The sequence below is a fragment of the Ideonella livida genome (genome assembly GCF_010499455.1).
Taxonomy (GTDB): Bacteria; Pseudomonadota; Gammaproteobacteria; order Burkholderiales; family Burkholderiaceae_C; genus Ideonella; species Ideonella livida.
In genome coordinates, this window is record NZ_JAAGOH010000008.1 from 20,090 (window position 1) to 46,073 (window position 25,984).

The window sequence follows — 25,984 nt, forward strand, 5'->3', positions numbered from 1 at the left end:
CGGTCTTGCCAAATCCGGATAACGCTTTGCGGGATGCGGACAGCGCGGCAGGCGGCTGTTTTTGAGAATTTCCGGCACGGGCCACCACGGTCCGCTCCCCGGAGATTCCCACATGCCCACCTCCCCAAGTTCACACCGTACGCCTGCGGCGCCGCCCCGCCGCCTGGCGCGCCTGCCGCAGGCCTTGGGTCTGCTGCTGGCCGCCGGCCTGGGCCTTGCCCAGGCGGAGCTGCCCGTCGAGCAGACCCGCATCGAGCCGCTGGCCCCGGCCACGCCTGAGCGGATCTACCTGACCGATCCGGTCATGCCGCACCTGGTCGACGGCCGGGTGATCGTGATCGATGGCCAGAAGATGAAGCGCCTGGCCGTCATCGGCTCGGGCTTTTCGGCGCTCACCACCCTGTCGCCCGACCGGCAGTGGCTGTATGTGGCCACCACCTACCACAGCCGCCTGCAGCGCGGCACCCGCACCGACGTGGTGGAGGTCTACCGCACCGACGACCTGACCTTCTCGCACGAGATCGAGATTCCGCCCAAGCATGCGCAGGGTCTGCCCATCAAGGCGCTGATGCAGACCAGCGCCGATGGCCGCTTCCTGCTCATCCAGAACGCCACGCCGGCCACCTCGGTGACGGTGGTGGACACCCAGGCGCGCAAGGTGACGGCCGAGATCGCCAACCCCGGCTGCTGGGGCGCCATCCCCTGGCCCCAAGCCAGCACGCGCTTTTCCACCGTCTGCGGTGACGGCACGCTGCAAACCTTTGACCTGAGCGCCACCGGCACCCCGGCCGGCAGCCAGCGCAGTGCCCGCTTCTTTGACCCCGACAAGGAGCCGCTGTTCATGCACTACAGCCTGCAGGGCAGCACCATGACGATGGTGGGCTTCTACGGCGCGGTGCAGCAGATCACCCTGGAGGGCGATGCCCCACGTTTTGCCACGCCCTGGAACTTCATCCGCGAGGCCGACCGCAAGCAAGGCTGGCGCCCCAGCGGCTTCCAGCTCTTTGAGGTGGTGGGCGGCCAGCTCATCGTGGGCATGCACCCGCAGGGCGCGGAGGGCACGCACAAAAACCCCGCCGAGCAGCTCTGGACGGTGGACCTGACCACCCGCACCCGCGTGGCCCGCACGCCGGGCTTTGGCACCTTGTCCATGACCCAAACGCGTGAGGCCCAGCCCAAGCTGGTGCTGCTGAGCGCGCTGGACAACACGCTGCGCGTGCTGGACCCCGCCAAGCCCGCCACCATGGGCAAGCCGCTGCGCCACTCCGAGCCCATGGGCGAGACGCCCGTGTACCTGGAGACGCACTGATGGCCGCCGAGCTCATCACCCTCGACCCCGTGCTCGGCCACGCCGCCGCCGCCAGCGTGGGCGCGGTGCTGCTGACCGGGGCGTGGGCCAAGTTGAAGGATGTGGCGCTGTTCCGCGCCGCGCTCGACAACTACCGCCTGCTGCCCGATGCCGCCCTGGCCCCCGCCGCGCTGGCGCTGCCGCTGCTGGAGGCCGCCGCCGGCGCCCTGCTGCTGCCGCTGTCCACCCGGGCGTTGGGCGCCGTGCTGGCCCTGGCCCTGCTGGCCCTGGTGACCGCGGCCGTGGCCCTGCGCCTGGCCCGTGGCGCCGGCCGCATGGACTGCGGCTGCGGCGGCAGCACCGAGGTGCCGCTCTCGCGCGGCCTGCTGGCCCGCAACGTGGTGCTCATGGCCGTCACCGCCCTGGCCGCGCTGCCCGCCGGCGACCGGCCCACCGTGTGGCTGGATGCCGTGGCCGCCCTGCTCACCACCCTGTTTGCCCTGGGCCTGTACCACGCCGCCAACCTGTGGCTGGCCCATCAACCCAAGCTTCTTGAACTGAGGAACGCCCCATGACCGATGCCCTCGTCGTCTCCAACATCGTGCTCTGGGGGGCCGTGCTGGCCCTGCTGGTGGCGGTGATCGCCCTGTCCCGCCAAATCGGCATCCTGTATGAGCGCGTGGCCCCCATGGGCGCGCTGATGATGGACACCGGCCCCAAGGTGGGCGAAGCCGCCCCCGTGTTCGACCTGCCCAGCCTGGGCGGCGGTCACGTCACCGTGGGTGGCCCGGCCGCCCGCAGCACGCTGCTGTTCTTCCTCTCGCCCACCTGCCCGGTGTGCAAGAAGCTGCTGCCGGTGCTGCAGTCGATCCATGCGGCCGAGCGCCAGACGCTCAACCTGGTGTTCGCCTCCGACGGCGAGACGCCCGAGCACGCCGAGTTCCGCCAGCGTGCCGGCCTGGGCGCCTTCCCCTACGTGCTGTCGGCCGAGCTGGGCATGACCTGGCGCATCAGCAAGCTGCCCTATGCGGTGCTCATCGACGAGCGCGGCATTGTGCGTGGCAAGGGCCTGGTGAACAGCCGCGAGCAGATCGACAGCCTCTTTGCCGCCCGCGACATGGGCCTGACCTCGGTGCAGGAGTACATGGACCGCAAGATCGCCGCCCACGCCGGGCATGACCACGCATTCGCTCACAAGGAGGCCGCATGAACGCGCTCTGGAACTGGCTGGACCGCGCCGCTGAGCGCCGTGCCCGCCGCCTGGCCCAAACCACCTCGCGCCGCAGCCTGCTGGTGGGCGTGGGCAAGACCCTGGTGGCCTCGGCCTTCACGCTGCCAGTGCTGCCGTTTGACCGCACCGGCCAGGCGCTGGCCGCCGGGGGCGGCCACGGCGCGGCCGCCAAGAAGAAGGGCGCCCCCACCGACACCGACTGCGACTACTGGCGCTACTGCTCGGTGGACGGTTTTCTGTGTTCCTGCTGCGGCGGCTCGGCCACCAGCTGCCCGCCGGGCAGCACGGCGTCCAAGGTGGCCTGGGTGGGCACCTGCCTGAACCCGGCCGACGGCAAGAACTACCTGGTCAGCTACACCGACTGCTGCGGCCGCACACCCTGCGGCTCCTGCTTCTGCAACACCAACCACGGCGACCGGCCGGGCTACCGCCTGGGTGTGCACAACGACGTGAACTGGTGCATGGCCAACGACAGCTCGGTGTACCACTGCACCGTGTCCGTCATCGTCGGGGTGGCCGACTGATGGGCGCCCGGTCACGCTTGGGTCCGCGCCGCTGGCGCGGTCTCTCGGCTGGGCTGGGCCTGGCCGCCCTGTGCGCCGGCGGGGGGGTGCCCGCCGCCGCCCAGCCCGCCCTGGTGCCGGCCTCCCCCCAAGCGTTGGCGCGGGGAGCCGAGGTGTTTGGCGGCGTCTGCTTGGCCTGCCACGGCGCCCAGGGGCAGGGCACCGCCGGCCTGGCCCCGGCGTTGGCCGGGCCCCTGGCGCCGGCCTTGGCCAGTGCGGAAGGCCGAGGCTACGTGCTGCGCGTGCTGCTGCACGGCCTGAGCGGGCGCATCGTCTCGCAAGGCCAAACCTTCATGGGGGCCATGCCCGCACAAAGCAACTTCCATGACGAAGACCTGGCCGCCGTGGGCGCCCACCTGGCGCGGCTCAATGGGCTGGAGGGGGCGCCGTTCACCGCCACCGAGGTGGCCACTGCGCGGGCAGAACGGCCCGCACCCACCCACAAGGCCCTGCGCGAGCTGCGCGCCAAGGTGATGCCATGAGGCCGCCCCGCCACCTGCGCCCGTTGCTGCTGGCGCTGTGTGCCGCCGTGGCCGGCGCCACCGGCGTGGCTGGGGCCCTGGCGGCCCCCGAGGTGCCGCCCAGCGTGCCGCCCCCGGCACCGGCCGGGGCACAGGCGGTGGCCCCCGCCCTGGCGCTCACCCCCCGTCAGGTGGCGCAGTCCCGCCTGCACTACATGCAGCACTGCATGGGCTGCCACCTGGCCGACGGCAGCGGCGCGCCTGACAAGGGCATTCCCAGCATGCAAGGCGCGCTGGGGCGCTTTCTGGCCGTGCCTGGCGGGCGCGAGTTCATCGTGCAGGTGCCCGGCGTGATGAATGCCGCGCTGACCGATGCCGAAGTGGCCCAGCTCATGAACTGGCTGCTGCCCCAGGTGTCCGTCAGCACGTTGCCGCCGGACACCGCGGCCTACACCGCCGCCGAAATCTCCCGCCTGCGCCAAACCCGGCCGCTGGACGTGCCGGCTGCCCGCGCCGCCCTGGTGGCGCAGTGGGCGGTGGAGGTGGCGCGCTGAGCCGTGGGGCGGCGGGCACCGCGGCGCGCCGCCCGGTCCCACTCACCTCAACGGCGAAAACGGCAGCGGCACGCACAGCTGCGAGTGCATCTTGGCCAGTGAGGCCGGGCCGCCCTTGGGGGGCCAGATGCCTGTTTGCACGGCCTCGCCGCGGATGCGGGCGCGTTCGTCCAGGCTGGCGTAGGCCCAGATGTTGAGAAAGCGCGGTTGCTCGCCGCCGTCCAGCGCGGTGAAGGCGCCCACAAAGGGGGAGAGCGCTTCGCGGGCCGGAATGGCCTCTTCCCAGGCAGCAATGGTTTGCGCGAGCAGGCCGGTTTTCAGGCCGTAGGTGCGCAGCTCGTACCACTTGCCCAGCTCGGCCGGGGCCGGCTTGGGGAGGAAGGGGAAGCGTTTGTAGGCGCCGGACTTCAGGCTCACCAGCCACTCGGCGCAGCCCAGCGGGTTGGTGGCCAGCAGCAGGTGCTCACGCGCGGCGGCCAGGGCGTTGGCATCGGCAAACTCGCGCAGGATCTGCACCTGGCTCAGGTCGCCAAAGTCAGAGGCCCAGGCGCCCACCAGGGTGCCGCCGGCGGCGGGCAGGTGGTCTTGCAAGGCGGCATAGACCTTGGCGTTGCTGAAGACGGCGATCTCCAGCGTGGTGAGTTCGTAGACGGTGGGGTCGGTGGACTGGACGGGGGTGGCCATGCGGGCTCCGGGGGGGGCAAAGGAGGAATGGGCTCAACGGCGCTTTCAACGGCGCGTTCAACGACGGTTCGTCAGCGCGCCCAGCCCGTCGTCCTCACGCCGGTAGTGCGAGGCGGGCAGCACGCGCAGGTCAGGCGCGATGCGGGGGGCAAAGTCCATCTGGTCCAGGATGTCGCGCTGCAGGTCAATGCCCGGGGCGATTTCAAACAGCTCCAGCCCTTCGCGGGTCAGGCGGAAGCTGCCGCGTTCGGTCAGGTAGAGCGCGGTTTGGCCGCGCTCCAGGCTTTGCGGGCCGCTGAAGGTGACTTGGTCCACCTGCTGCACCAGCTTGTTCACGGCGCCTTGGCGCAGCACGCGCATCTGCCCGTCGCCGGTGGCCAGCTGCACGCCCTTGGCCGCGAAGGTGCCGCAGAACACCACGGTGCGGGCGTTTTGGGCGATGTCGATGAAGCCGCCGGGGCCCACCGTGAGCCCACCCAGGCGCGACACGTTCACGTTGCCGGCGGCGTCCAGCTCGCCAAACCCCAAGAAGGCCAGGTCCAGGCCGCCGCCGCCGTAAAAGTCGAACTGCGTGGGCGCGTCCAGCATGGCGCTGGCGTTGCGGGCGTAGCCAAAGAGCACGCCATCCAGCAGGCTGCCGCCGTAGGTGCCGTGCTCAATGGTTTGGTAGATGCGGTGCAGCTCGCCGCGGCGCACCACCAGCTTGGCCACGGCGTCGGGGATGCCCACGCCGTAGTTCACCACTGCGCCTTCAAACAGCTCGCAGGCGGCACGGCGTGCCACCGCTTGGCGCTCGTCAAACTCGCCCAGCTCGGGCAGCGCCTCGGCGGCGCGCTCGGCGCCCGTCAGCTCGCCGGAGAGGCTGGGGTCAAAGGGGATGTCATAGCTGGTGCGCTGCTCAGGGTCCACCACCACGGCGTCCACCCAGGCGGCGGGGATGCGCACCTCACGCGCCTTGAGCGCGCCGCGTGGCAGCTTTTCTTTGACCTGCACGATGACGGTGCCGCCGCTGGTGCGGGCGGCCAGCGCGATGTGTGCGGCGTCCAGGTTGGCGGCCTCGTGCTCCAAGCTGATGTTGCCGTCTTCATCGGCGGCCGAGGCGCGCACCAGCGCCACGTCCACCGGGTAGGGCTTGTAGCGCAGGTACTCGCGGCCCTCCACCTGCACCACCTCGGCCAAGTCGTCTTGGGCCGCCTCGTTCATGCGGCCGCCGCCTTGGCGCGGGTCGCACACGGTGCCCAGGCCCACATGGGTGAACAGGCCCGGCCGCCCGGCGCCAATCTCACGGAACAGTTGCGAGGACACACCGCCGGGCAGGATGTAGGCCTCGATCTTGTTCTCGCGCGCCAGCTGCTGCATGCGTGGGCTCCACACCCAATGGCCGCCCACCACCTTGCGCACCAGGCCCTCGTGGGCAAAGCAGTTCATGCCGCGTGAGCCCTTGTCACCAATGCCCAGGGCGTGCACCACCGTCAGCGCCCGGGGCGCTTGCGTGGCCAGAAAGCGGCGCTCCACCGCTTGAAACAGCGTGGTGGCCTCCATCAGGCCACCACCGCCACCCATCAGGGCCACGGTGTCGCCATCGCGGATCAGGGCCGCGGCCTCATCGGCGGAGATGAATTTGTTCTTCATGGCGCCGGCCTTATCGGTGGAGGTCGTGGAGCGCGGCGCCTTGTTTCATCACCGTCTTGGCAATCACGCCACGGTGTATCTCGGAGGTGCCGTCAAAGATGCGGTAGATGCGGGCGTCGCGGTAGTAGCGCTCAATGGGCAGTTCCTTGCAGAAGCCCATGCCGCCAAACACCTGCACCGCGCGGTCCACCACGCGGCCCAGGGTTTCGGCGGCATGCACCTTGACCATGGCGATGTGGGTGCGGGCGTCCAAGCCGGCGTCGATCATCCAGGCGGCGTGCAGCACCATCCAGCGGGCGGCGTTCACCTCGATCACGCTGTCGGCCAGCATCTGCTGGACCATCTGAAAGTCACCAATGCGCTGGCCGAACTGCTGGCGGTCTTGCACGTAGGCGCTCATCTTTTCCAGCACATGGCTGGCCTTGCCCACGGCGCGGGCGCCCACCTGGGCCAGGCGCACCACGTTCAGCGCACCCATGGCCAGCTTGAAGCCCTGGCCGCGCTGGCCCAGCAGGGTCAGGGGCTCCAGCACCACGTGGTCAAAAAACAGCTCCACATGGGGCGTGCCGCGCAGGCCCATCATCTTTTGGTCTTTGCCCACGGTGAAACCGGGCAGGCCCTTGTCCACCATGAACATGCTGATTTCTCTCTCCCCCGTCTTGGCCGACACGAGGAAGAAGTCGCTCCACTCGCCGTCGCTGATGAAGTGCTTGCTGCCGTTGAGCACCCAGCGGCCGTCTTCACGTTGTGTGGCGCGGGTTTTGATGCCCTGGGCGTCTGAGCCGGCGCCGGGTTCGGTGATGGCAATGGCGCAGGTGCGTTGGCCCTGCACGGTGGGCGTCAGCCAGCGGGCGATCTGCTCGCCCTGGCATTCCAGCAGCGGCTCATAGACGTTGCCAAAGGCGCGGCGGATCAGGATGTCGGTGGTGTGGCCGAACTGCTCTTCGCACAGCATGCGGTCCACCGCCGAGAGCCCGCCGCCGCCCAGCGCCTCAGGGATGTTCAGCGCGTACAGGCCCAGGGCCTTGGCCTTCTCGTGCACCGCCAGCGCGGTGTCACGCGGCAGCTCGCCACGGTCTTCCACCGCGTCTTCCAAGGGCTGCAGTTCTTCGCGGATGAAGCGGCGCACGGTGTCAAGCAGCATCTTCTGCTCGTCGGAAAGGGCGAAATCCATGGCGGTGGGGGTCTGTGGAAGGGGAGGGGAAAAAGGGGGCGGGTTCAGGCCAGGTAGAAATCCACCAGCCGGTCGCACACGGCGGCAAACATGCCGGCGCCGGTCATGGTGGACAGGCCCTGGGCGCGGGCGGCCTCAATCAGCGGCGGCACGGCGGGTTGGGTGACCACGCAGCCGACAAAGGTGCCGGGCGCCAGGCGGCTGGCGTCCAGCGGCAGCGGGTCGGTGGGCTGCATGCCCATGGGGGTGGCGTTGATCACCAGGTCAAAGCCGCTGGGGTCGGCGCTGCCCACCTCCGGCGGCACCGGGTGGCCCACCTGCGGGCCGTAGGCGCGCAGCTTGGTGGCCAGGGCCTCGCGGCGGGTGGTGTCGGCCTCTTGCAGGGCCAGGCGGGCCACGCCGGCGTCCAGCAGGGCGTGGGCGATGGCGGAGCCGGCGCCGCCGGCACCCACCAGCAGGGCGCATTTGCCGCGCGGCTCGCAGCCGGCGGCGCGCAGGCCGGCCACATAACCTTCACCGTCGCACATGTCACCCAGCCAGCCGCCCGTGGCCGAGCGGCGGATGGCGTTGGCCGCGCCAATGGAGCGGGCGCGGGGCGTGGCCTCATCGCACAGGGCCAGGGCGTCAAACTTGTGCGGCACGGTGACGATGACACCGTCCACATTGGGCATGCGGCGCACGGCGTCCATCCACAAGGGCAGATCGGCCGGGTGCACGTGGGCCGGCACGACGATGGCGTCCGCCCCGCGTTCACGCAGCAGGCGGGTCACACCGGCGGGGGATTTGACCTGGGCGATGGGGTCGCCCACGATGAAGATCACGCGGGTGGCACCGCTGTAGCTGTCGAGCACGGGACGAAGTCTCCGGTGAGGGAATGGCCGGCATTCTGACTCAAAATGGAATAGAGTTCCACAAAACAAACTTGTTCCGGATTTTGCCGACACTCCGGACCTCACCGTCGATGCCTACCCCGTCTGCGCCGTCCGCACGGCCTTCCCCAGCGCCCACCACAGCGTCCAAACCCTTGCCCACGGTGTCACCCACCGCCACCCCTGAGTCCTGCGACCTGCTGGTCATTGGCTCGGGCGCCGGGGCGCTCAGCACCGCTGTCACCGCTGCCCACCTGGGCTTGAAGGTGGTGGTGATAGAGAAGGCGCCCGTGCTGGGCGGCACCACCGCTTGGAGTGGCGGTTGGATGTGGATCCCGCGCAACCCGCTGGCGGTGGCCGCAGGCATCACGGAAGACGCCGATGGCCCGCGCCGCTACCTGCGCGCCATCTTGGGTGATGCGGTGATGAACCACCCCGCCCAGCGCCGCCGGCTGGAGGCCTTTTTGCACCACGGCCCGGCCATGGTGCAGTTCCACCTGAACCACACCGCGCTGCGCTTTGTGGATGGCAACAGCATCCCGGATTTCCACGGCCGGGCCGAGGGCGCCCGCACCGGCGGCCGCTCGGTGTGCGCCGCGCCCTTTGATGCCGCGCGCCTGGGGGCCGACTGGTCGCTGCTGCGCCCGCCGCTGCCGCTGGTGGCGTGGCTGGGCCTGAGCATTGGCGGCGATTTGCGCCACTTTTTGCGTGCCAACCGGGCGCTGGATTCGGCGTGGTACGTGGGCCGGCGGGTGCTGCGCCAGTGGTGGGACCGCGCGGTGCACGGCCAAGGCCGCCAGCGCATGGCGGGCAATGCGCTGGTGGGGGCGCTGCTGCTCTCGGCCCGCCAGGCGGGGGTGACGCTGCTGCCGCGCCATGCGGCGGTGGGCTTGTTGACTGAACCGCCGGGGCAGGCAGGGGAGGTGGGCGGCCGCGTCACCGGTGCCCGGGTGCTCACGCCGCAGGGCGAGCGCGTGCTGCACGCCCGCTGCGGCGTGGTGTGTGCGGCCGGGGGTTTCCCGCACGACTTGGCACGCAAGGCGGCCTTGTTTGCGCACGCGCCCACCGGGGCCGAGCACCACAGCGCCGCGCCCGCCACCAACACCGGCGATGGCCTGCGCCTGGCCGAGGCCGCCGGCGCCACGGTGGACACCGCGCTGGCCGATGCCGGCGCGTGGTGCCCCGTGTCGCTGGTGCCGCTGCCGGCCGCCCAAGGCGGCGGCGTGCAGGCCTTTCCGCATTTGGCTGAGCGCGGCAAGCCCGGCCTGATCGCCGTGGACGCCCAGGCCCAGCGCTTTGTGGACGAGGCGGGCAACTACCACAGCGTCATGCGCGCGCTGTTCGCCCGCCACCCCGGGGCGGCCGCCCCGCACGCCTGGCTGCTGTGTGACGCGCGTTTCATCCGCCGCTGGGGCCTGGGCGTGGTGCGGCCCTGGCCGTTTCCGCACCGCCGCTGGCTGGCCAATGGCTACTTGAAGCGCGGCCGCACCCTGGCGGAACTGGCCGCCGCCTGTGGCCTGGACCCTTTGGCCTTGGCCGCCACCGTGGCGCGCTACAACGCCGGCGCCGAGCGAGGGGAAGACCCCGACTTTGGCCGCGGCAGCACGCCCTATGACCGCCTGCAGGGCGATGCCGAGCACCCTGGCCCCAACCCCTGTGTGGCGCCGCTGGTGCAGGCGCCGTTTTATGCCGTGCGCATCGTGCCCGGCAGCCTGGGCACCTTTGCCGGCTTGGCGGGCAATGAGCATGGCCAGGTGCTGCGCCCGGACGGCCAGCCGCTGCCCGGCCTGTACGCCGCCGGCAACGACGCCGCCAGCGTGATGCGCGGCCACTACCCCAGCGGCGGCATCACCTTGGGGCCGGCCATGACTTTTGGCTACCTCATCGCCCACCATGCGGCGGGCCAGCCGCTGCCCACGCCCGCGTGGCCCGATGCCGAGCCGGAGCCCGAAGCCACGCCCAAGCCGGTGTGGCCGGCGGCTTGAGCGCGAGCCCATCTGACCCGATCCGCACCGCCCCCATCGCCCTCCACCCCATACCCCGTCGATGATCTCCACCCCCCGCACCCTCTCCCTGGCCCAGCTCATCGCGCTGCCCTACAACCCACCGCAGATGGTGGCCCTGGCGGCCGCCACCGGCTGCACCGGCGTGGGCCTGCGCCTGCTGCCCACGGCGCCCGGTGGCCGCCACTACCCGCTGATGGATGCCCCGGCCTTGCTGGCGGAGACCCTGGCCGCGCTGGCCGACACCGGCGTGCAGGTGATGGACCTGGAGGTGGTGCGCCTGGGGGAGGCGTTTGACGTGACGGCGTTTCTGCCCCTGTTCGATGTGGGCCAGCGCCTGGGCGCCCGTCACCTGCTGGTGGCGGGCGATGACCCCGATGAAGCCCGCCTGACCGCCGCCTTCGCCACACTGTGCGAAGCCGCCGCGCCCTACGGCCTGACGGCCGACCTGGAGTTCATGCCCTGGACGGCGGTGCCCAACGTGAGCACGGCGGCGCGCATCGTGGCCGCCGTGGCCCAGCCCAATGCCGGCCTGCTGGTGGACGCCTTGCACTTTGCCCGCAGCGCGTCCACGCTGGCCGAGGTGGCCGCCCTGCCGCGTGCCTGGCTGCACTACGCCCAGGTGTGTGATGGCCGGGTGCCGCCGCCCACCACCGTGGAAGGCCTGATTTTTGACGCCCGCTGCGAGCGCCTGCTGCCCGGCGAGGGCGGCATTGACCTGCCCGGCCTGCTGGCCGCGCTGCCGGCGGACCTGCCACTGAGCATCGAGGTGCCCAGTGAGCGCCGCGCCCCCGCCATGGGCTACACCGCCTGGGCCGCCGCCGCCAAGGCGGCCACGCTGCGCCTGCTGGGTGGCTGACGCCCGCGGGGCCGGTCGCTGTCCTCCGCGCAGGGCAGGTTCACCTTGCCCAGCGCGATGGAGCCGCTGGTGTCCCAGCGGCGCTCGCGCAGGGTGCCCACATGGCAGGGCTGGCCGCCGGTGGCCGGCACGCAATACACCAGGCCGGACATGCGGTCGGGCTGCCAGGGGGTCCGCAGCGGGTCCAGCAGCGGCGCGGGCTGGGCCACGGGCGCCAGCAGGCCCGGCGTGGCCAGTGCCAAGAGGCGGGCAAGACGGCAGACAGACATCGCGCGGCGCATGGGGGCGCCTGGGTCGGCGGCGCACCGTGCACCGCGGCGCCCTGATCGGCCCTGGGGACCCTTTCTTGAGCCCCGGCCTGTCCTCAGCGCGGCGCTGGCGGGTGCAGGGTCCAGGTGGCGCCGTGCGCCAGCAGGCGGAAGTCCTGGGGGGAGACGTTTTGCGTGGTCAGGGCGGCGGCCAGGTCGGCCTGGTTGCGTTCGGGGCCGTCATCGGCCAGGGCGAAGGTGCCCCAGTGGATGCCCAGGCTGTGGCGGGCGCCCAGCTCGCGGTGGATGCGCACCGCCTCCTCGGGGTCCACGTGCTGGTCCTTCATGAAGTCCCGCGGCAGGTAGGCGCCCACCGGCAGCAGTGCCAGGTCGATGCCGGGGTGACGCTGGCCGATGGCCTGGAAGTCCGGGCTGTAGCCGGTGTCTCCGGCAAAGAAGACCTGGCGGCCGCCCCGGGCCAGCAGCCAGCCCGTCCAGTGGCTCTGGTGGCGGTCGGTCAGGCCGCGGCCGCTCCAGTGGCGTGCCGGCAGCGCGGTGACGGTGGCGCCTTCGGCCGTGGTCGACTGCCACCAGGCGGTGGTCTGCACCGGCCCCAGGCCTTCAGCTTCCAGCCAGGCCTGCAGGCCCGGTGGCGCCATGATCCGCGGCGGGCCACCGGCCTGGGCCTGCAGGGCGCGCAGACTGGGCAGGTCCAGGTGGTCGTAATGGTTGTGCGACAGCAGCACCAGGTCGATGCGTGGCAGCTCGTGCAGTCCGTAGGCCGCCGGGGTGTAGCGCTTGCTGCCCAGCCAAGACAGCGGTCCGGCCCGCTCCGAGAACATGGGGTCGGTCAGGACGGTCAGTCCATCGACCCGTAGCAAGGCGGTGGCATGGCCGATCCAAGTGACCGAGAGCTCACCCGGGGCGGCGGGCGCGCGGCCCCGCGCCTCGTGCACCAGGGGCAGGGCTTGGGCGGGTTGGCCGGCGTCCGAGGGGCGTGAGACGTTCCAGTGCAGCACCTCCCACAGCGACTTGTCGATGCGGCCGCCATCGCTGTTGGCGTAGAGCTGCGCGGTGGCCAGCGCCAGGCCGGGCAGGGCCAGCCAGGGCAGGGCGCGCCACAGCCGCCGGGCAGGCCGGGGGCTTGGGTCTGAGGTGGTGGAGGCAGGGGCGGTGGACGCGGGGCGTCGGAAGGGGGACATGACCATGCGCCGATTGTGTGCAGCCGGACAGGGCCTGGCAGCGGGCGGGGCGTAGCGGTGCGTCGCGCTGTTTGTCGTTTTGTATCGGCGGCACAGGCGCAAAGGCCCTGGCGCGGCGCTGGCAACCCCGGGGAGTCACTCACTCCGGGGACTGGGCGGCCTGCCTACACTGCAGCGCAGCGGTGCGGGCCCGTCGGGTCCGCCATGTTGTTGGCCTGCCGCGGCCTTGCCGGGCGTTTTGCGCCCACCCACCCATGCCCCGAGATCCCAAGCCAGCGCCAGTCGCCGCCGCCGGTGCGCCCAGTCCGGTGGACCTGTTGACCCATCGCCTGCATGTGCTGAGCAAGTTGACCGACCGGCTGAGCGACGCGCGTTGCCAGGCCGAGGTGGGCTTGCCGCTGGGCGAGGCCCGCTGCCTGGCGGTGGTGGGGTCCATGCAGCCGCTGTCAGTCAACCAGCTGGCCCAGCAGGTCAGCCTGGACAAGGCCCAGGCCAGCCGGGCCGCACAGAGCCTGTCCGACCAGGGGCTGCTGCGCAAGTTGCCGGCTGCGCATGATGCTCGCGGCGTGGAGCTCAAGCTCACCACCCGCGGCCGCTACCGTTGGCGCAAGCTGATGGCGGTGATCGAGCAGGGCAACGAGCAGCTCTTCAGCGTGCTGCCGCCCGACGACCGCGACCGCCTGGCCCAGGCGCTGGAGCAGCTGATCCAGCATGCCCGCCGCCAGTGCGCTGAGGCGGCGATGCTCGCGGGGCGCTGAGCCGCCGGCCGGTGGGCCGCTCAGGCGGCCGGGCGCTCCACGCCCAGCCAGGCGGCCAGGGTGTCGCATTGCGGCTCCAGGGTGGTGAGCAGCGCCTCCAGTGCCGGGGCGGCCGGTGCGGCGGCTGCCAGCGTCTCCTCCACCTGACGTGCGCGCTGTGCGGCCTCGCTCAGCCCCAGATTGCCCAGGCTGCCCTTGAGCTTGTGGGCGATGCGCCCCAGGTCGTCCGGCGGCGTGCCTTGCTGTTCCACCTGCGTGCGGGCCTGCTGCAAGGCCAGGCGCTGCCGCGGCCAGTCGGTGACGAACTGGCGCAGTACCTTGCGCAGCAGCTGCAAGGAGCCGCCGCAGCGTGAGAGGGCCGCGGGCAGGTCTGCGCCGGCCAGGGGCGGCAGGGTGTCCGGGTCCAGCGGAGCCGCGGGCGCGGCGGGCGCCGGTGCGAGTGCGGGCGCCGGCGCGAGTGCCGAGGCGTGGGCCGGACGCCGGGCATGGCGGGCCAGGGTGTGCAGGACCTGCTGGGCCTCCATGGGTTTGGTGATGTGGGCGCACATGCCGGCCTGCAGGCAGCGGTCCCGCTCCTCGGGCAGGGCATGGGCGGTGAAGGCGATGACCGGCATGTCGGCCTCCAGCCCATGCACCAGTCGGGTGGCCTGAAAGCCGTCCATGCCCGGCATCTGCAGGTCCATGATGATGGCGTGGAAGTGACCGCCGGGGCGCTGGCGCAGGGTCTGGATGGCCTGCTCGCCGCTGTCGGCCTCCTCGGCCAGGGCGCCGGCGCGGTGCAGCACGTCCATCACCAGCTCGCGGTTGATGTCCACATCATCCACCACCAGCACCCGCAGGCCCTGCAGGTCCACGCTGGCGGCGGCGGCCACAGCGGCGCCAGGGTCGGCCTGTCCGCCAGCCGCCACCTCCAGCGGCACCGTCAGCCGGAAGGTGGAGCCTTGCCCCAGACGGCTGCGGGCGGTGATGTCGCCGCCCATGGCACGGGCCAGCTTGCGGCTGATGCTCAGGCCCAGCCCGGTGCCGCCAAAGCGGCGCGAGGTGGAGCCATCGGCCTGCTCAAAGGCCTGGAAGATGCGTGGCAGGGCCTCCTCGGAGATGCCCACGCCGGTGTCGGTGACCTCGAAGACGAGCTGGTCGCCATCGGCCTGGAGCTGGGCGCCCACCCGCACGCAGACCTCGCCGGACTCGGTGAACTTGAGCGCATTACCCAGCAGGTTGACCAGCACTTGGCGCACGCGCTGACGGTCCAGCACCACCGCGTCGGGCAGGCTGGGGTCGCAGCTGACCCGCAGCGGCAGGCGCTTGGCCTCCGCACGCTCGCTCACCAGGTCCACCGCGCCGTGCACCAGGTGCGACAGGCTGCAGCACTGCGGGTCGAGCTGGATGTGACCGGATTCGACCTTGGCGTAGTCCAGGATGTCGTTGATGACGCCCAGCAGGTGCTCGCCCGCGCGCTCGATGCGCTTGAAGTCCTGGGCCGCATGGGTGCCGGCCTGTTCGCGGCCCGAGCCACGGCGGGCCAGGCCGATGACCGAATTCAGCGGGGTGCGGATCTCATGGCTCATGTTGGCCAGAAAATCAGACTTGGCGCGGGCCAGCTGCTGCGCCTGGTCGCGGGCGGATTCCAGCTCGCGCTGCAGCCGCTTCTGGGCGCTGATGTCGGTGCCCAGGTGCACGGTGGATTGGGGGTGCCCCTGGGTGTCGGCCACCACCACGGTGGTCAGCAGGAAGTCGGCCTCCTGGCCATCGGCCAAGCGCACCGCCAGCTCCCGCGACTGTCGGATGCCGGTGCCGTCCTGGACCTCCACTTCCAGGCACGACGGGGCCAGGGGGGTGTCCAGGTCCTGGCAGGTCTGGCCTTCCAGCTCGTCGCGGGCCCGGCCCAGCGCCGACTCGAAGCGCCGGTTTACCCGTTCCAGCCGGCCCTGGGCATCGCAGATGCCCAAGGTGATGGGCAGGGCCTCGAAGATGTCGCGCAGCCGGCGCTGCTCGTCCTGCAGCTCCCGGGTACGCTGCTGCACCGTGGCCTCCAGCACCTGTGCTTGGTGCTGGAGGGCTTCCTCGGCCTTGATGCGTCCGGTGATGTCGTGGCCGAAACAGGCCACCTGCGCCTCGCCCTGGTGCTGGATGGCGTCGAACTTCATGTCCCACCAGATGGGCTCGCCGTTCACGTCACGGGTGCGCCAGGGCAGGACGCGGGTGCCGTGCTGGTGCACTTCCCGCAGCAGCAGGGTCAGGCGGTTGCGGTCGGCTTCGCCACCCGGGTAGAGCAGCTCGTCGGCCTCCAGCGGGCCCGGGGTGGTGGCCCCATGGCGCAGCACGGCCTGCTCGTTGGCGTAGCGCAGCTTGCCAGTGGTGGGCTCGAAGATCAGGATGGCGGTGGGCGAGCGGTCCAGCAGCACCGAGAGGGTGGCCTTTTTCTCGCTGAGGTGCATGGCTTGTCGCTGGGACTCGTCAGCGGCCACCCTCAGCGCCTCGTGGGCGGTGTTGATGCGGTCGATGGTGGTCCAGAACAGGCTGCCGTAGCGGTGGATCAGCCAGGCCACCAGCAGCAGGGTCAGGCCCCGCAGGACGAACTGGCTGCCCGGCGGCGGCGTGTTGTCCGCCGTCAGGCCGCTGATGACGCCCTGGGCCTCAGCGGCCCACAGCAAGGCCAGCCCGCCCAGCGCCGTGCCGGTGACCAGCAGCATGGCCCGCGTGCCGATCACCAGACCGGCGATGGCCACCAGGGCCACCAGGGGGTGCAGGCCCGAGCCCGACACCCCATTGCCCAGCCGGTAGACCGCCAGCAGCAGGCCGATCAGCACGGCCATGGTGAAGAACAGGGCGGCGTCCCGCGTGCCTCGCCAGTGGCTCAGGACCAGGGCGATGCCCGCGGTGAGGAACACCGCGGCGGTGGGCACCATGCGCAGGGACAGGTCGGTCCGGTGCTCGCCGTGGTCCAGCAGCAGGGTCACGCCGTGCAGCAGCGCGGCACCCAGCGACAGGTACAGCAGCACCCGGAAGGCTTTCAGGATGGACTGATCCAGCTCCTGGCGGTACTTCCCCAGACTGGAACTGACTTGAGTGGCCGCCGCGGAGGCGGGGGCGTCCGACGCGCTCATGGGTGCTTTCCGCGTCAGGCCGGGTTCGGGCTCAGGCGTTGGATCACCTGGCCCAATTCGCGCTCGACCACTTGGCTGGCGTCCAGGATCTCCATCACCTTGCCGCGGTGCTCGGCGATGATCTCGCTGAGGTGGTCCTCCTGCCCTGCCGTCAAGCCCAGGCTGAGGAAGGCGTTCTCCACATGGGAGGAGAGCCGCTCGAAGACGCCCAGCACCTGCAGCCGCTGGGTGTGGTTGCGCGCGGAGATGTCGGTCAGCGCGTCCCGGGTGAGCTGCACCAGCTCCTGCGTACTGGCCAGCTGGCTGCGGGCCCACTGGGCCTCCAGCGCGGACAGCCGCGTCATGGCACCTTCCACCAGCAGGGCCACGTTGTCGATGTGACGTCCCATGCGCTCAGACTCCTGGCGGTCCATGGTGTCGGGCCGGTTCATCAGCAGTCCGCGCACGAAAACCAGCACCTGGCCGTAGCCAAAGCCAGTGTGCGGCCCCAGCGGGCGGATGCGCGGCCCCTCGCGCATGACCTGCAGGTGATCGAGGATGGAGTTCTCCAGCGCGCTGCATTCGCCCTTGGCGTTCAGCGAGATCTGCAATCCCGTGGCGCTGAGCCGCACACAGCCGTCGAGCCCGAAGCGCCCCAGCGACTCGAGGATGGCGACGGCCAGCGAGCGCAGGTCGTCGCACTGCGCCATCTGGCGCTGGAAGTCCAGCACCACGCCCGCTTCGCCCACCATGTCGGCCGAGCTGAGCACGGCGTTCATCATGTCGTCGAGCTGGCCGGCCATGTCCTTCTGGCGCAGGCGCTGGCCCAGCACCTTCTCGATCTTCACCTGCAGTTCGCTGGGCTCGAAGGGCTTGACCAGGAAGTCATCGCCTCCGGCCTCGTAGCCCTTGAGGCGCTCCTCGATCTGGGTGCGTGCGGAGTGGAAGATGACCGGCAGCTCTTGGCCTGCCGGGGTGGCCCGCAGGCGCCTGCAGGTCTCATAGCCGTCCAGGCCGGGCATCTCCACGTCCAGGATCACCAGGTCCCAGGGCTGGGACTCGATCAAGGCCAGTGCAGACTCGCCGTCGGGCGTGCCCTCCACATCGTGGCGCGCCTCCAGCGTGCCCTGCAGCATCATCCTCACCAAGTCGTCGTCATCGACCACCAGGATCCGGGTCCGGTTCTCTGCACTCATTGCAACTCCCTGGGCGCTCCAACGCCGTTGCGGGCTCTTTCGGCCATGGCTCGTTGCAGTTGAGGGGTTTCATGCCAGGAGGTTTTCCGTCCTTTGCGCCGGACTTGATCCGGGCCGGATCCATCGGGCCGGACCCGCTGTTAAGCTGGTCCCGACCACCCGCCAGCGTGCGCGGTGTGGACCACAAGACCTTGCCGACGGAGACACCATGCCTGGACTGCTTCCCCACGTCGATCCCGACGGACTGCTCGAGTATTCGGTGGTGTACACCGACCGGGCGCTCAACCACATGTCAGCGCGTTTCCAGGGCGTGATGCGTGACATTTCTCACGTTCTGCGCGCAGCCTACCAGCCACACAGCGTGGCGGTGGTGCCGGGCAGCGGCACCTTTGGCATGGAGGCGGTGGCGCGGCAGTTTGCCCAGGACCGCCGTTGTCTGGTGCTGCGCCATGGCTGGTTCAGCTTCCGCTGGAGCCAGATACTGCAGATGGGCCGCATCAGCGACCAGGTGCAGGTCCTCAAGGCGCGGCCCCAGGACCCGGCGGACAGCCAGTCGGCCTGGACGCCGGCCCCGCTCGAGGAAATCGTGGCCACCATCCTGCGCGATCGCCCTGAGGTGGTGTTCGCCCCCCACGTCGAGACCTCCAGCGGCATGATCCTGCCCGATGCTTGGTTGCAGGCCATCGGTCAGGCCACGCACGAGGCCGGGGGCCTGTTCGTGCTGGATTGCATCGCCTCTGGCGCAGTCTGGGTCGACATGGCCGCCCTGGCCGTGGACGTGCTGGTGAGCGCCCCGCAGAAGGGCTGGAGCGGCTCGCCCGGCTGTGCCTTCGTGATGCTCAGCGCCCGGGCGCGCGAGCGCCTGGAGGCCACCACCAGCACCAGCTTTGCCGCCGACCTCAAGAAGTGGGTCCAGGTCATGGAGACCTATGAGAGCGGCGCTCACACTTACCACGCCACCATGCCCACCGATGCGCTGACGCTCAGCCGGGCCGCGATGCTGCAGACTCAGGAGGCGGGCTTCGAACAGCTGCGCGACCGGCAATGGTCCTTGGGATCACGCGTCCGCGCGCTGATGGCCGAACTGGGCTGGCGCAGCGTGGCCGCGCCCGCCTTCGCGGCGCCCGGGGTGGTGGTCAGCCACACCCGGCACCCGGGCCTCTCCTCGGCCAAGGGCATGATCGCCCTGGGGCTGCAGACCGCCTCCGGCGTGCCGCTGCAGTGCGACGAGCCGGCCGACTTCCAGACCTTCCGCGTGGGGCTGTTCGGCCTGGACAAGCTGGCCGACATCGACCGCACGGTGGGCACGCTCGCCCAGGCCATGAGGGCCCTGCCGCCGGCCTGAAGCCGCGGCCCGGCACCAAGCGCCAGACGACCGGGCGGCCTCAGTACGGCCGGCGGCCCACGATGTTGCCGGCAGGCAGGTACTGGCAGACCCAGATCTGCGCCTGATCGGCGCACACCTGTCGGCCGCAGCCCAGCTCCTGGCTGTCGGCCCACACCATTTGGGTGTAGTGGCCGCAGACCCGACCGGGCGCGCAATCGTTGGTCGCAGGGCGGTAATCCGCCGACTCTCCGCCCCACGCACTGGCCACCGCTGCACCCGTCACCGGCTGCAGCTCCACACGACCATCGCTCCAGGTCAGGGGTCCACCCCAGTAGATGTTCTCGCCCTCCGCCCCGTGGCTATGTTGCAGCTGACACCCCTGGGTGGCCAGGCGGGTGGCCCAGCGTTGGGCGCTGGCGGCCAGCGTCTCCGACCAGCGCAGCGGCGGCACGCCCACCCGGGTCCGCCACCGGTTGTGCTCTCCCACCAGATCCGCCCGCTGGGCGGTGCTCAGGCCCTGGGCGCCGGCGGTAGCCGGCAGGCTGGGTTGGGCGTGGGCGGCCGTGCTGGTCCACAGACAGAGCAGAAGGGCCAGGCAGGAGGTGGAGGGCAGGGTCATGGCGGCGGGACTGAGAACGCAGCGCGGTGTCACGGCGCCGACCTCAGGCAGGCAAAAGTGATGGACCGGGAGCCTAGCACGCAGCATGGTGGTCGGAGAGTCCACGGCCGGAAATGAAAAAAGGCCAGCGCGATGCGCTGGCCTTTTTGGTTTGGTGCCCAGGAGAGGACTCGAACCTCCACGGAGTTACCCGCTAGTACCTGAAACTAGTGCGTCTACCAATTCCGCCACCTGGGCAGGTGCTTCGTCGTTGTTGACAACTCAAGAAAGTCATCAGTGATCAGCGAAGACCACGACTATAGCAGAGAGCTTTTTCGGTGCGCAAGCATTTTTTGAAAAAAGTGCGTCCGCCGTTCTGTTGCATGCCGATGGTCCTTCAGGGGCGCCGCCGATCTCAGGGCCGCGGATGCGTGGTGTGGCCTTGCGAGGGCGGTGCGCAGGGTGTGGGTGGCGCAGAGACGCTCATGCGCTGAGCGCGTGAGCCGGTGCTCCGCTGCGGCGGCGCCCTCAGTGGCTGATCAAGCCCTCTGCTTGCGCGTGGCGGACCTGCCGCTGCCTCCAAGGTTCCACCAGCTCGGGACCTGACCCGGATTGCCAAAGGTGGGCCGGAAATGAAAAAAGGCCAGCGCAGTGCGCTGGCCTTTTTGGTTTGGTGCCCAGGAGAGGACTCGAACCTCCACGGAGTTACCCGCTAGTACCTGAAACTAGTGCGTCTACCAATTCCGCCACCTGGGCAGGTGCTTCGTCGTCGTTGACAACTCAAGAAAGTCATCAGTGATCAGCGAAGACCACGACTATAGCAAGCATCTGAGAGTTGATGCCAGCATTGTTGATAAAAAAAGTTGGTTATCAGGTGGTCGCGCCCGGTGGCATGATCCCTGGCCATCGTGAAACTTCCCACTCCGCCTCCAGTGGCCTGGTCTCCCCAATGGGAGTACACCCTGTCTCCGGTCACCGCCGACATCTGGATCGTCCGCCACCCGCTCATGGTCCGCGGTGTGGAGATCACCACCTGCATGACCGTGGTGCGCCTGCCGGAGGGCAGGCTGTGGCTCCACTCGCCGGTTCCCATGGACGTGACCCTGCGCAGCCAGCTGGCCGGGCTGGGCCGGGTAAGCCATGTGGTGGCGCCCAACCGTCACCATCACCGCTTCGTCCGGCAGGCCTTGGCACACTGGCCCCAGGCCACCTTGCATGCCGCGCCCGGCCTGGGTCTGGACCATCCCGATCTGGCAGCTGCGCCGCTGCTTGGCGCGGCGAGTTCGCTGCACTGGGGGGCGGAGCTCTCCGCGTGGCCGATTGAGGGTCAGCCCGGTGTGGCCGAGACGGTGTTCTTCCATCACCCCAGCCGTACCCTCATCGTGACCGACCTCCTCACCTGGTTCGGACCCTGGGATGCCTGGCCGGTGCGTGCCTGGGCGCGTCTCCAGGGTTGCCTGGGTGAGCCTGCGGTGCCGCAGCGCCTGCGGCGGCACTACACCCAGCGCGCGGCCGCGGCCCGCAGCATCGCCCAGGTGCTGGCGCTGCAGCCGCGGCGCATCGTGCTGGGGCATGGCCCGGTGGTGCAGGCGCAGGCCACCGAGAGACTGGTGCGCGCTTTCGCCTGGTTGCCCGGGCTTGACCCCTGAGCCAGGGGGCGGCTCGGGCTCAGGTCTTGGCGACGAGCCGAAGGGTCATGGCGCAGACGTCGTCGGCGAACTGCTCCACGGCGATCTTCTTGTGGCGGTACTTCCAGCGCTTGACGTACCAGTCCTGCATGGCCGCCACCGTGTGGCCAGCCAGCAGCTCGGCCTGTTCCGTTGCCAGTGCCCCGACGTCCCGCAGGAGTCCCGCAATGTCGGCATGCAGTTGGAGTTCGGCCGCCTTGGCCACCTGGCGCTGGCTGGCGTCGAGCATGCGCGACTCCATGAAGACGAAATAGAACCAGGGCTGCAGCAACTCGGTGAGGTAGATGTGCCCGCGCAGCGTGGCGTCCAGGCGGGCGTCGGCATCCTGGTGGTCGGTGAACCAGTGCGGGATGGCCCCTCCTAGCAGGTGGATCATGTCCTCGACCATGGCCGCCAGATCGTCCTTGCTGGCGATGTAGCCGTACAGGCCACCCATGGACAGACCCGTCTCCCGGCTGAGGTCGCGCAGGGTCATGCTGACAAAGCCCACCTTGTTGGCCAGTCGGAAAGTGGCTTCTATCAGCTTGCGCAGGTTGTCCTGCGCCTTGTCTGCCCGGCGCACCGTCATGCGCTGCTGGTGGCGCTCCAGCACCAGGTCCCAAATGCTTTGGCTGTCCACCGGAGCGGCCTTCCTGAAAGCCTGAAGGGTGAATTGCCGGGGCAGGCCCAGTGGCCTGCGCAGGTCGCCGAACATCGCTTGACCGTCCATGGCGGCGAAGTATAGACTTCAGAAAACCGAGCGAGCGCTCGGTTTTTTACGCAAGGGATTTCCCGGATGCGCTCCGCTTTCGCACCCGGTCCAGCCGCCCCTTCAGAAGGAACAAGATGCCGCGCCGAGACAACGCTTTCACCCGCCTGCGCCAAGTCGCCGGACGGTCCTTCTCGCCTGTGGGCCGTGCCGCGCAGGGCATCGCGTCCCGCATCGTCCGGGAGGCTGCATGAGCTGGAATCCCCACTTCACCACACCGGCCGCTGGTGGCACGCCTGTCAATGGGCGCGTGCCGGTCACCACCTGGGCCCCCACCGGGGGTTACGGTCGGACGGCGATGCGGCCCGAGCCGGCGCTGCACCTGCATGAAGAGCGCGCGGTGGTCCAGAACCCCTGGTTCCAGGAACTGGGGGCAGACCTGCAGCGGGCCCTGATGGCCGCCTGTTCGGTGCGGCGGGTTCGGGCTGGCACGACGCTGTTGCGCAGCAATCTGCGTGCCGAGAGCTGGTACGGCCTGGCCCTGGGGGTGGTGCGCTTGTCCGTGCCGCTGGACAACGGACGGCACCTGACCTTGTCCCTGGTCCGCCCGGGGGAGTGGTTTGGCGACGTCTCCATGTTGGATGAGCGCTCACCCTGGGAGGCCGAGGCCCTGACCGACGTGACCCTGCTGTGGATGCCCCGGGCGGCCTTGCTGGACCTGTTGGAGCGCTTCCCGGCGTTCGGTCTGGCCCTCGCTCGCCTCAACAGCACCCGCACCCGGCAATTGACCCAGCTGCTCGCCGGGGCCGTGTCCCAGCCCTTGCGCCAGCGGGTCGCGCAACTGCTGGTCTATGTGGGCAAGCGCTTTGGCGTGCCCCATGCGGCAGGCACCCGGGTCACGCTCAAGCTGTCACAGCGCGATCTGGCCGATATGCTGGGCGTCTGCCGTCAGCGGGTCAACGTCTGCCTCAAGCGCATGGAGCGCGAGAGTTTGGTGCAGGTCGATGACGGGCATCTGGTGCTGCAGCTGACCGGGTTGCGCACGGTGGTGACCTCTCCACCCGACGCCAGCTGAAGTCCGCTGGCGCCGGTGGCGGCCAAGCCGCCGCGCAGCCACGGCTCACCAGTTGCCGGTGTTGGGCATGGACACCCAGGGTTCCGCCGGGGCGAGTGCCGGGCCTGCCTGCAGCAGTTCGATGGAAATCTGGTCGGGAGACCGGACGAACGCCATGCGACCGTCGCGTGGGGGCCGCAAGATGGCGACGCCGTGGGCCTGCAGCCGGGCGCAGGTGGCGTAGATGTCTTCGACCTCGAAGGCAATATGGCCAAAGTTGCGGCCACCGCCATAGTCTTCAGGGTCCCAGTTGTAGGTGAGCTCGACCTGAGCCTGCTCGTCGCCTGGCGCCGCCAGATAAACCAGGGTGAAGCGGCCCTGAGGGTATTCGTTGCGGCGCACCTCCACCAAGCCCAGGGCATCGCGGTAGAAGGCCAGTGAAGCATCGAGGTCGGTCACGCGGACCATGGTGTGCAGGTATTTCATGCCCGTCACTGTAGCCAGCGCCCGCTTGGAGGGCCGGGCGTAAAGACCCCCGCAGGCGCGGTGGCATGTCCGCGGGCGGGCCAGGCGGACCACCTGAGGGCCGGCGCCCGAAGGCGCCGGTCTCCCATCGCAGGACCGCAGCATGTGTTTTCCCTCCAACGCCTGGCACCGCGGAACATGCCAGACTCCCTTCGACGTCCTTCTGCCATCGGCGGCATCGGGCAGGAGGTGGCCGATGCCCTGGCATGGTCAGATGCTCTGAGCGTTCTGCGCCACGACAAGAAGGTGTAACCAATTCATGCTATGCGAAACCTCTTGATACAAACAAGGGCGCGGGGGCATTACCCCTGTGATCAACAGGGGCAGCACATTGGTGCTGTGGTGGCGCGGCGGGTGGTGGTGGCCGCCATCGCCGGGTGGGTCGTGTGGCCCGGCCTGTTTTCGACGGCCATGGCGCAGACCCGCGAGGCCGCCGCCCCCCGTGCCGTGACGCCTCGTGGCCCCTTGGGTGCGCAGGAACTGCAGGTGGTCAGGCTCTTCGAGGACGCAGCACCCAGCGTGGCCTACATCACCAGCGAAACGGTGCAGGGCAACGCCTGGATGGGGGCCGAACTGGCCCAGTCCGCCGGGAGCGGCTTCGTGTGGGACACGCTGGGTCACATCGTGAGCAATAACCATGTGGTCGAGGGCGCCCGCCGCTTGTGGGTGCGCCTGGATGGTGGGGCGCCCCTGGAGGCGCGCCTGGTGGGCCGCTCCCCAGAGTACGACCTCGCGGTGATACGGCTGCTGCGGCCGCCACGGGACCTGCGGCCTTTGCCGCTGGGCACGTCGCGAGACCTGCGCATCGGGCAGACCGTGTTCGCCATCGGCAACCCCTTCGGCCTGTCGCGCACCCTGACCCAAGGCCTGGTGAGTGCCCTGGACCGAGAGCTGCCGACCACCAACTACCGCGAGGTTGCGGGGGTGATCCAGACCGATGCGGCGATCAATCCCGGCAACTCCGGCGGTCCGCTGCTGGACAGCGCCGGGCGCCTGATTGGCGTCAACACCGCCATCCGGTCAGCCTCCGGCAGCTCCTCCGGCGTGGGATTCGCCATTCCGGCGGATCTGGTCAACCGGGTGGTGCCGGCCTTGATCAATCGGGGTGTGGCCCCCTTGCCGGGCATAGGCATCACGCCGGTCCGGCCGGACCTGGTAGCCCGGGCGGGCATCCAAGGGGTGGTGATCGCCGAGGTGGGGCGAGGAACGCCAGCGGCCGACGCGGGCCTGCGTGCCTACAACCGGCGGAGCGGCGAACTGGGCGATGTGATCACCGCCGTCAATGGCAAGCCCGTGGAAACCGTCTCAACCTTTGTGGCCGAGTTGGACCGCGCCGGCATTGACAACCTCGCCGAGCTGACCGTGGTGCGCGGCGAGCAGGCGCGAAAGGTGCGGGTGCGGGTGGTGGACATCACCCGATGAAACTGCGGAAGTGGCTGACGTGGGCCGTGCCCTGTCGTGATGCCGTGGCAGACCCCGCAGCGGCGTGGGTCGCGGGGCGCCCTCAGGCCGGTTGGCGGCTTGCCCGGGCTTGGCGACGGCGCCAGCCCAACAGGGCCAGGCCTGCGGCCAGCATCGCGGCGGGGGCGGGTTCGGGCACCACGGTGACCGGCGGATCCGGGGTCACGGGGATGGTGGCGCCGTACCAGGCCGAGGTGGTGTTGCCGTATTCAATGGCTTGCACGTGCAGGGCAAAGCCCAACCATTGACCGGCGCCGCCCACCCACGTCCAGCTGGCAGACTCGCCGTCTTCCAGACGGGCGTTGCCGCCGTTGTCGTTGTTGCCCTTGCCCAGCGTGAAACGGAAATCCCAGTCACCGCCAGGACCGCCGCCGGCGCTGATCTTCACTTCCTTGAGGCCGCTGACGGTGCCCACCGAGCCCTGCGAACCGCCATCCTCCAGCATCACCGCCAGGCTGCCGATGAAGTCGTTGGCACCGGCAAGTTGTTCCAAATTGCTGGCCACCAGGGTGAACTGCACGTCCTGATCCACCTCGTTGACCACCAGCGAGGCGAAGCTGGCGGTGGTGGGCGCGCCCGTTCCGCTGAGCAGCGTGCCGAAAGTGAAGGTCTGCGACGTGGCGCCAGCCGAGCCCATCGCCAACGCGGCACAGCCCGCGGCCAACAGGCGCAGGCTGGTCTTGGAGGTGCGGGGAACTGGGGCCGTGGAGGTCATGATGGTGTGGGTTCCGGTTGCAATCTGATGCGTGGGCGCCACAGGTTGGACTCAGAAGTAGTCCTATTGACGTGGCTCATATTGTAGGAGTCGGTTACGGGGTGATACGTTCCGAGGCCC

The 25,984-nt window shown here is 70.0% G+C and carries 25 protein-coding genes and 2 tRNA genes; 13 read left to right on the plus strand and 14 right to left on the minus strand.

Annotated elements, in window-relative coordinates:
- The first annotated feature begins 112 nt into the window (after positions 1-112).
- From G3A44_RS08550 to G3A44_RS08575, 6 genes are read left to right on the plus strand one after another with little or no spacing between them, the layout of a single operon-like run.
- Entirely contained in the window at positions 113-1,309 is a 1,197-nt protein-coding gene (locus G3A44_RS08550) for an amine dehydrogenase large subunit (RefSeq protein WP_163457095.1), read from the plus strand.
- Positions 1,309-1,863, plus strand: coding sequence for a MauE/DoxX family redox-associated membrane protein (locus G3A44_RS08555; protein WP_163457096.1), 555 nt, complete (start codon positions 1,309-1,311; stop codon positions 1,861-1,863). Before G3A44_RS08550 ends, G3A44_RS08555 begins: the two co-directional genes overlap by 1 nt.
- Positions 1,860-2,498: a methylamine dehydrogenase accessory protein MauD gene (gene mauD, locus G3A44_RS08560; RefSeq protein ID WP_163457097.1), complete on the plus strand. Its 639-nt coding sequence runs from the start codon at positions 1,860-1,862 to the stop codon at positions 2,496-2,498. Before G3A44_RS08555 ends, mauD begins: the two co-directional genes overlap by 4 nt.
- Positions 2,495-3,043, plus strand: a complete 549-nt coding sequence (locus G3A44_RS08565) for a methylamine dehydrogenase light chain (RefSeq protein WP_163457098.1) — start codon at positions 2,495-2,497, stop codon at positions 3,041-3,043. Before mauD ends, G3A44_RS08565 begins: the two co-directional genes overlap by 4 nt.
- A 17-nt stretch (positions 3,044-3,060) precedes the next feature.
- Positions 3,061-3,564: a c-type cytochrome gene (locus tag G3A44_RS08570; protein WP_163457099.1), complete on the plus strand. Its 504-nt coding sequence runs from the start codon at positions 3,061-3,063 to the stop codon at positions 3,562-3,564.
- Positions 3,561-4,097 (plus strand): c-type cytochrome, encoded by a 537-nt coding sequence (locus G3A44_RS08575; RefSeq protein ID WP_163457100.1) that lies wholly within the window; start codon positions 3,561-3,563, stop codon positions 4,095-4,097. Before G3A44_RS08570 ends, G3A44_RS08575 begins: the two co-directional genes overlap by 4 nt.
- A 42-nt stretch (positions 4,098-4,139) precedes the next feature.
- On the opposite strand, the gene G3A44_RS08580 is transcribed toward G3A44_RS08575, so the two are convergent.
- Genes G3A44_RS08580 through G3A44_RS08595 form a run of 4 tightly spaced genes read right to left on the minus strand, consistent with a single transcriptional unit; the run spans position 4,140 to position 8,438 of the window.
- Positions 4,140-4,781 carry an NIPSNAP family protein gene (locus G3A44_RS08580; protein ID WP_163457101.1) on the minus strand — a complete coding sequence of 214 codons (642 nt, stop codon included), beginning with the start codon at positions 4,779-4,781 and terminating at the stop codon, positions 4,140-4,142.
- A gap of 57 nt (positions 4,782-4,838) precedes the next feature.
- Entirely contained in the window at positions 4,839-6,413 is a 1,575-nt protein-coding gene (locus tag G3A44_RS08585) for an acyl CoA:acetate/3-ketoacid CoA transferase (protein WP_163457102.1), read from the minus strand.
- A 10-nt stretch (positions 6,414-6,423) separates the two neighbouring features.
- On the minus strand, positions 6,424-7,587 hold the full coding sequence (locus G3A44_RS08590) for an acyl-CoA dehydrogenase family protein (RefSeq protein ID WP_163457103.1): 1,164 nt from the start codon (positions 7,585-7,587) through the stop codon (positions 6,424-6,426).
- 44 nt (positions 7,588-7,631) lie between these two features.
- A complete protein-coding gene (locus G3A44_RS08595; RefSeq protein ID WP_163457104.1) occupies positions 7,632-8,438 on the minus strand; it encodes a shikimate dehydrogenase family protein in 807 nt (268 codons plus the stop codon).
- 110 nt (positions 8,439-8,548) lie between these two features.
- Here G3A44_RS08595 and G3A44_RS08600 point away from each other — a divergent pair, with 110 nt between their 5' ends.
- Both G3A44_RS08600 and G3A44_RS08605 read left to right on the plus strand, forming a co-directional pair.
- On the plus strand, positions 8,549-10,441 hold the full coding sequence (locus G3A44_RS08600) for an FAD-dependent oxidoreductase (protein ID WP_163457105.1): 1,893 nt from the start codon (positions 8,549-8,551) through the stop codon (positions 10,439-10,441).
- Between the two features lie 61 nt (positions 10,442-10,502).
- Positions 10,503-11,318: a sugar phosphate isomerase/epimerase family protein gene (locus tag G3A44_RS08605; protein WP_163457106.1), complete on the plus strand. Its 816-nt coding sequence runs from the start codon at positions 10,503-10,505 to the stop codon at positions 11,316-11,318.
- On the opposite strand, the gene G3A44_RS08610 is transcribed toward G3A44_RS08605, so the two are convergent.
- Positions 11,261-11,587 (minus strand): hypothetical protein, encoded by a 327-nt coding sequence (locus G3A44_RS08610; RefSeq protein ID WP_163457107.1) that lies wholly within the window; start codon positions 11,585-11,587, stop codon positions 11,261-11,263. The two genes, G3A44_RS08605 and G3A44_RS08610, sit on opposite strands and share 58 nt — an antisense overlap.
- Before the next feature lie 95 nt (positions 11,588-11,682).
- Positions 11,683-12,768: an MBL fold metallo-hydrolase gene (locus G3A44_RS08615; RefSeq protein WP_163457108.1), complete on the minus strand. Its 1,086-nt coding sequence runs from the start codon at positions 12,766-12,768 to the stop codon at positions 11,683-11,685.
- A 254-nt stretch (positions 12,769-13,022) separates the two neighbouring features.
- On the opposite strand from G3A44_RS08615, the gene G3A44_RS08620 reads away from it, so the two are divergent.
- A complete protein-coding gene (locus G3A44_RS08620) occupies positions 13,023-13,526 on the plus strand; it encodes a MarR family winged helix-turn-helix transcriptional regulator (RefSeq protein ID WP_163457109.1) in 504 nt (167 codons plus the stop codon).
- A gap of 20 nt (positions 13,527-13,546) precedes the next feature.
- On the opposite strand, the gene G3A44_RS08625 is transcribed toward G3A44_RS08620, so the two are convergent.
- On the minus strand, positions 13,547-16,633 hold the full coding sequence (locus G3A44_RS08625; RefSeq protein WP_163457110.1) for an ATP-binding protein: 3,087 nt from the start codon (positions 16,631-16,633) through the stop codon (positions 13,547-13,549).
- A 14-nt stretch (positions 16,634-16,647) separates the two neighbouring features.
- Positions 16,648-17,808: a response regulator gene (locus tag G3A44_RS08630; protein WP_163457111.1), complete on the minus strand. Its 1,161-nt coding sequence runs from the start codon at positions 17,806-17,808 to the stop codon at positions 16,648-16,650.
- Between the two features lie 208 nt (positions 17,809-18,016).
- On the opposite strand from G3A44_RS08630, the gene G3A44_RS08635 reads away from it, so the two are divergent.
- A complete protein-coding gene (locus G3A44_RS08635) occupies positions 18,017-19,153 on the plus strand; it encodes an aminotransferase class V-fold PLP-dependent enzyme (RefSeq protein WP_163457112.1) in 1,137 nt (378 codons plus the stop codon).
- A gap of 40 nt (positions 19,154-19,193) precedes the next feature.
- Here the strand turns inward: G3A44_RS08635 and G3A44_RS08640 are convergent, their stop codons facing one another.
- The 3 genes from G3A44_RS08640 to G3A44_RS08650 form a co-directional block, all read right to left on the minus strand.
- The gene (locus G3A44_RS08640; RefSeq protein ID WP_163457113.1) at positions 19,194-19,754 is read right to left on the minus strand and encodes a CAP domain-containing protein; all 561 of its coding nucleotides are present in this window, start codon (positions 19,752-19,754) and stop codon (positions 19,194-19,196) included.
- 152 nt (positions 19,755-19,906) lie between these two features.
- Positions 19,907-19,991, minus strand: a tRNA-Leu gene (locus G3A44_RS08645).
- Positions 19,992-20,404: 413 nt separating this feature from the next.
- Positions 20,405-20,489 (minus strand) — tRNA-Leu (locus G3A44_RS08650).
- A gap of 152 nt (positions 20,490-20,641) precedes the next feature.
- On the opposite strand from G3A44_RS08650, the gene G3A44_RS08655 reads away from it, so the two are divergent.
- On the plus strand, positions 20,642-21,382 hold the full coding sequence (locus tag G3A44_RS08655) for a DUF4336 domain-containing protein (RefSeq protein WP_163457114.1): 741 nt from the start codon (positions 20,642-20,644) through the stop codon (positions 21,380-21,382).
- Positions 21,383-21,401: 19 nt separating this feature from the next.
- On the opposite strand, the gene G3A44_RS08660 is transcribed toward G3A44_RS08655, so the two are convergent.
- Positions 21,402-22,130 carry a TetR/AcrR family transcriptional regulator gene (locus tag G3A44_RS08660; RefSeq protein ID WP_239061767.1) on the minus strand — a complete coding sequence of 243 codons (729 nt, stop codon included), beginning with the start codon at positions 22,128-22,130 and terminating at the stop codon, positions 21,402-21,404.
- Positions 22,131-22,359: 229 nt separating this feature from the next.
- Here G3A44_RS08660 and G3A44_RS08665 point away from each other — a divergent pair, with 229 nt between their 5' ends.
- A complete protein-coding gene (locus tag G3A44_RS08665) occupies positions 22,360-23,184 on the plus strand; it encodes a Crp/Fnr family transcriptional regulator (protein ID WP_163457115.1) in 825 nt (274 codons plus the stop codon).
- A 45-nt stretch (positions 23,185-23,229) separates the two neighbouring features.
- Here G3A44_RS08665 and G3A44_RS08670 read toward each other — a convergent pair whose 3' ends face one another.
- Positions 23,230-23,649, minus strand: coding sequence for a VOC family protein (locus G3A44_RS08670; RefSeq protein ID WP_163457116.1), 420 nt, complete (start codon positions 23,647-23,649; stop codon positions 23,230-23,232).
- A gap of 450 nt (positions 23,650-24,099) precedes the next feature.
- Here G3A44_RS08670 and G3A44_RS08675 point away from each other — a divergent pair, with 450 nt between their 5' ends.
- Positions 24,100-25,110, plus strand: coding sequence for a S1C family serine protease (locus tag G3A44_RS08675; protein ID WP_163457117.1), 1,011 nt, complete (start codon positions 24,100-24,102; stop codon positions 25,108-25,110).
- Positions 25,111-25,192: 82 nt separating this feature from the next.
- On the opposite strand, the gene G3A44_RS08680 is transcribed toward G3A44_RS08675, so the two are convergent.
- Entirely contained in the window at positions 25,193-25,864 is a 672-nt protein-coding gene (locus G3A44_RS08680) for a PEP-CTERM sorting domain-containing protein (protein WP_163457118.1), read from the minus strand.
- Between the last annotated feature and the right edge of the window lie 120 nt (positions 25,865-25,984).

Coding starts and splice junctions, on each gene's coding strand:
- G3A44_RS08550 (WP_163457095.1), top strand. CDS start 113: ATGCCCACCTCCCCAAGTTCACACCGTACGCCTGCGGCGCCGCCCCGC.
- G3A44_RS08555 (WP_163457096.1), top strand. CDS start 1,309: ATGGCCGCCGAGCTCATCACCCTCGACCCCGTGCTCGGCCACGCCGCC.
- mauD (WP_163457097.1), top strand. CDS start 1,860: ATGACCGATGCCCTCGTCGTCTCCAACATCGTGCTCTGGGGGGCCGTG.
- G3A44_RS08565 (WP_163457098.1), top strand. CDS start 2,495: ATGAACGCGCTCTGGAACTGGCTGGACCGCGCCGCTGAGCGCCGTGCC.
- G3A44_RS08575 (WP_163457100.1), top strand. CDS start 3,561: ATGAGGCCGCCCCGCCACCTGCGCCCGTTGCTGCTGGCGCTGTGTGCC.
- G3A44_RS08580 (WP_163457101.1), bottom strand. CDS start 4,781: ATGGCCACCCCCGTCCAGTCCACCGACCCCACCGTCTACGAACTCACC.
- G3A44_RS08585 (WP_163457102.1), bottom strand. CDS start 6,413: ATGAAGAACAAATTCATCTCCGCCGATGAGGCCGCGGCCCTGATCCGC.
- G3A44_RS08590 (WP_163457103.1), bottom strand. CDS start 7,587: ATGGATTTCGCCCTTTCCGACGAGCAGAAGATGCTGCTTGACACCGTG.
- G3A44_RS08600 (WP_163457105.1), top strand. CDS start 8,549: ATGCCTACCCCGTCTGCGCCGTCCGCACGGCCTTCCCCAGCGCCCACC.
- G3A44_RS08605 (WP_163457106.1), top strand. CDS start 10,503: ATGATCTCCACCCCCCGCACCCTCTCCCTGGCCCAGCTCATCGCGCTG.
- G3A44_RS08610 (WP_163457107.1), bottom strand. CDS start 11,587: ATGTCTGTCTGCCGTCTTGCCCGCCTCTTGGCACTGGCCACGCCGGGC.
- G3A44_RS08615 (WP_163457108.1), bottom strand. CDS start 12,768: ATGTCCCCCTTCCGACGCCCCGCGTCCACCGCCCCTGCCTCCACCACC.
- G3A44_RS08620 (WP_163457109.1), top strand. CDS start 13,023: ATGCCCCGAGATCCCAAGCCAGCGCCAGTCGCCGCCGCCGGTGCGCCC.
- G3A44_RS08625 (WP_163457110.1), bottom strand. CDS start 16,633: ATGAGCGCGTCGGACGCCCCCGCCTCCGCGGCGGCCACTCAAGTCAGT.
- G3A44_RS08630 (WP_163457111.1), bottom strand. CDS start 17,808: ATGAGTGCAGAGAACCGGACCCGGATCCTGGTGGTCGATGACGACGAC.
- G3A44_RS08635 (WP_163457112.1), top strand. CDS start 18,017: ATGCCTGGACTGCTTCCCCACGTCGATCCCGACGGACTGCTCGAGTAT.
- G3A44_RS08640 (WP_163457113.1), bottom strand. CDS start 19,754: ATGACCCTGCCCTCCACCTCCTGCCTGGCCCTTCTGCTCTGTCTGTGG.
- G3A44_RS08660 (WP_239061767.1), bottom strand. CDS start 22,130: ATGGACGGTCAAGCGATGTTCGGCGACCTGCGCAGGCCACTGGGCCTG.
- G3A44_RS08665 (WP_163457115.1), top strand. CDS start 22,360: ATGAGCTGGAATCCCCACTTCACCACACCGGCCGCTGGTGGCACGCCT.
- G3A44_RS08670 (WP_163457116.1), bottom strand. CDS start 23,649: ATGAAATACCTGCACACCATGGTCCGCGTGACCGACCTCGATGCTTCA.
- G3A44_RS08675 (WP_163457117.1), top strand. CDS start 24,100: ATGGCGCAGACCCGCGAGGCCGCCGCCCCCCGTGCCGTGACGCCTCGT.
- G3A44_RS08680 (WP_163457118.1), bottom strand. CDS start 25,864: ATGACCTCCACGGCCCCAGTTCCCCGCACCTCCAAGACCAGCCTGCGC.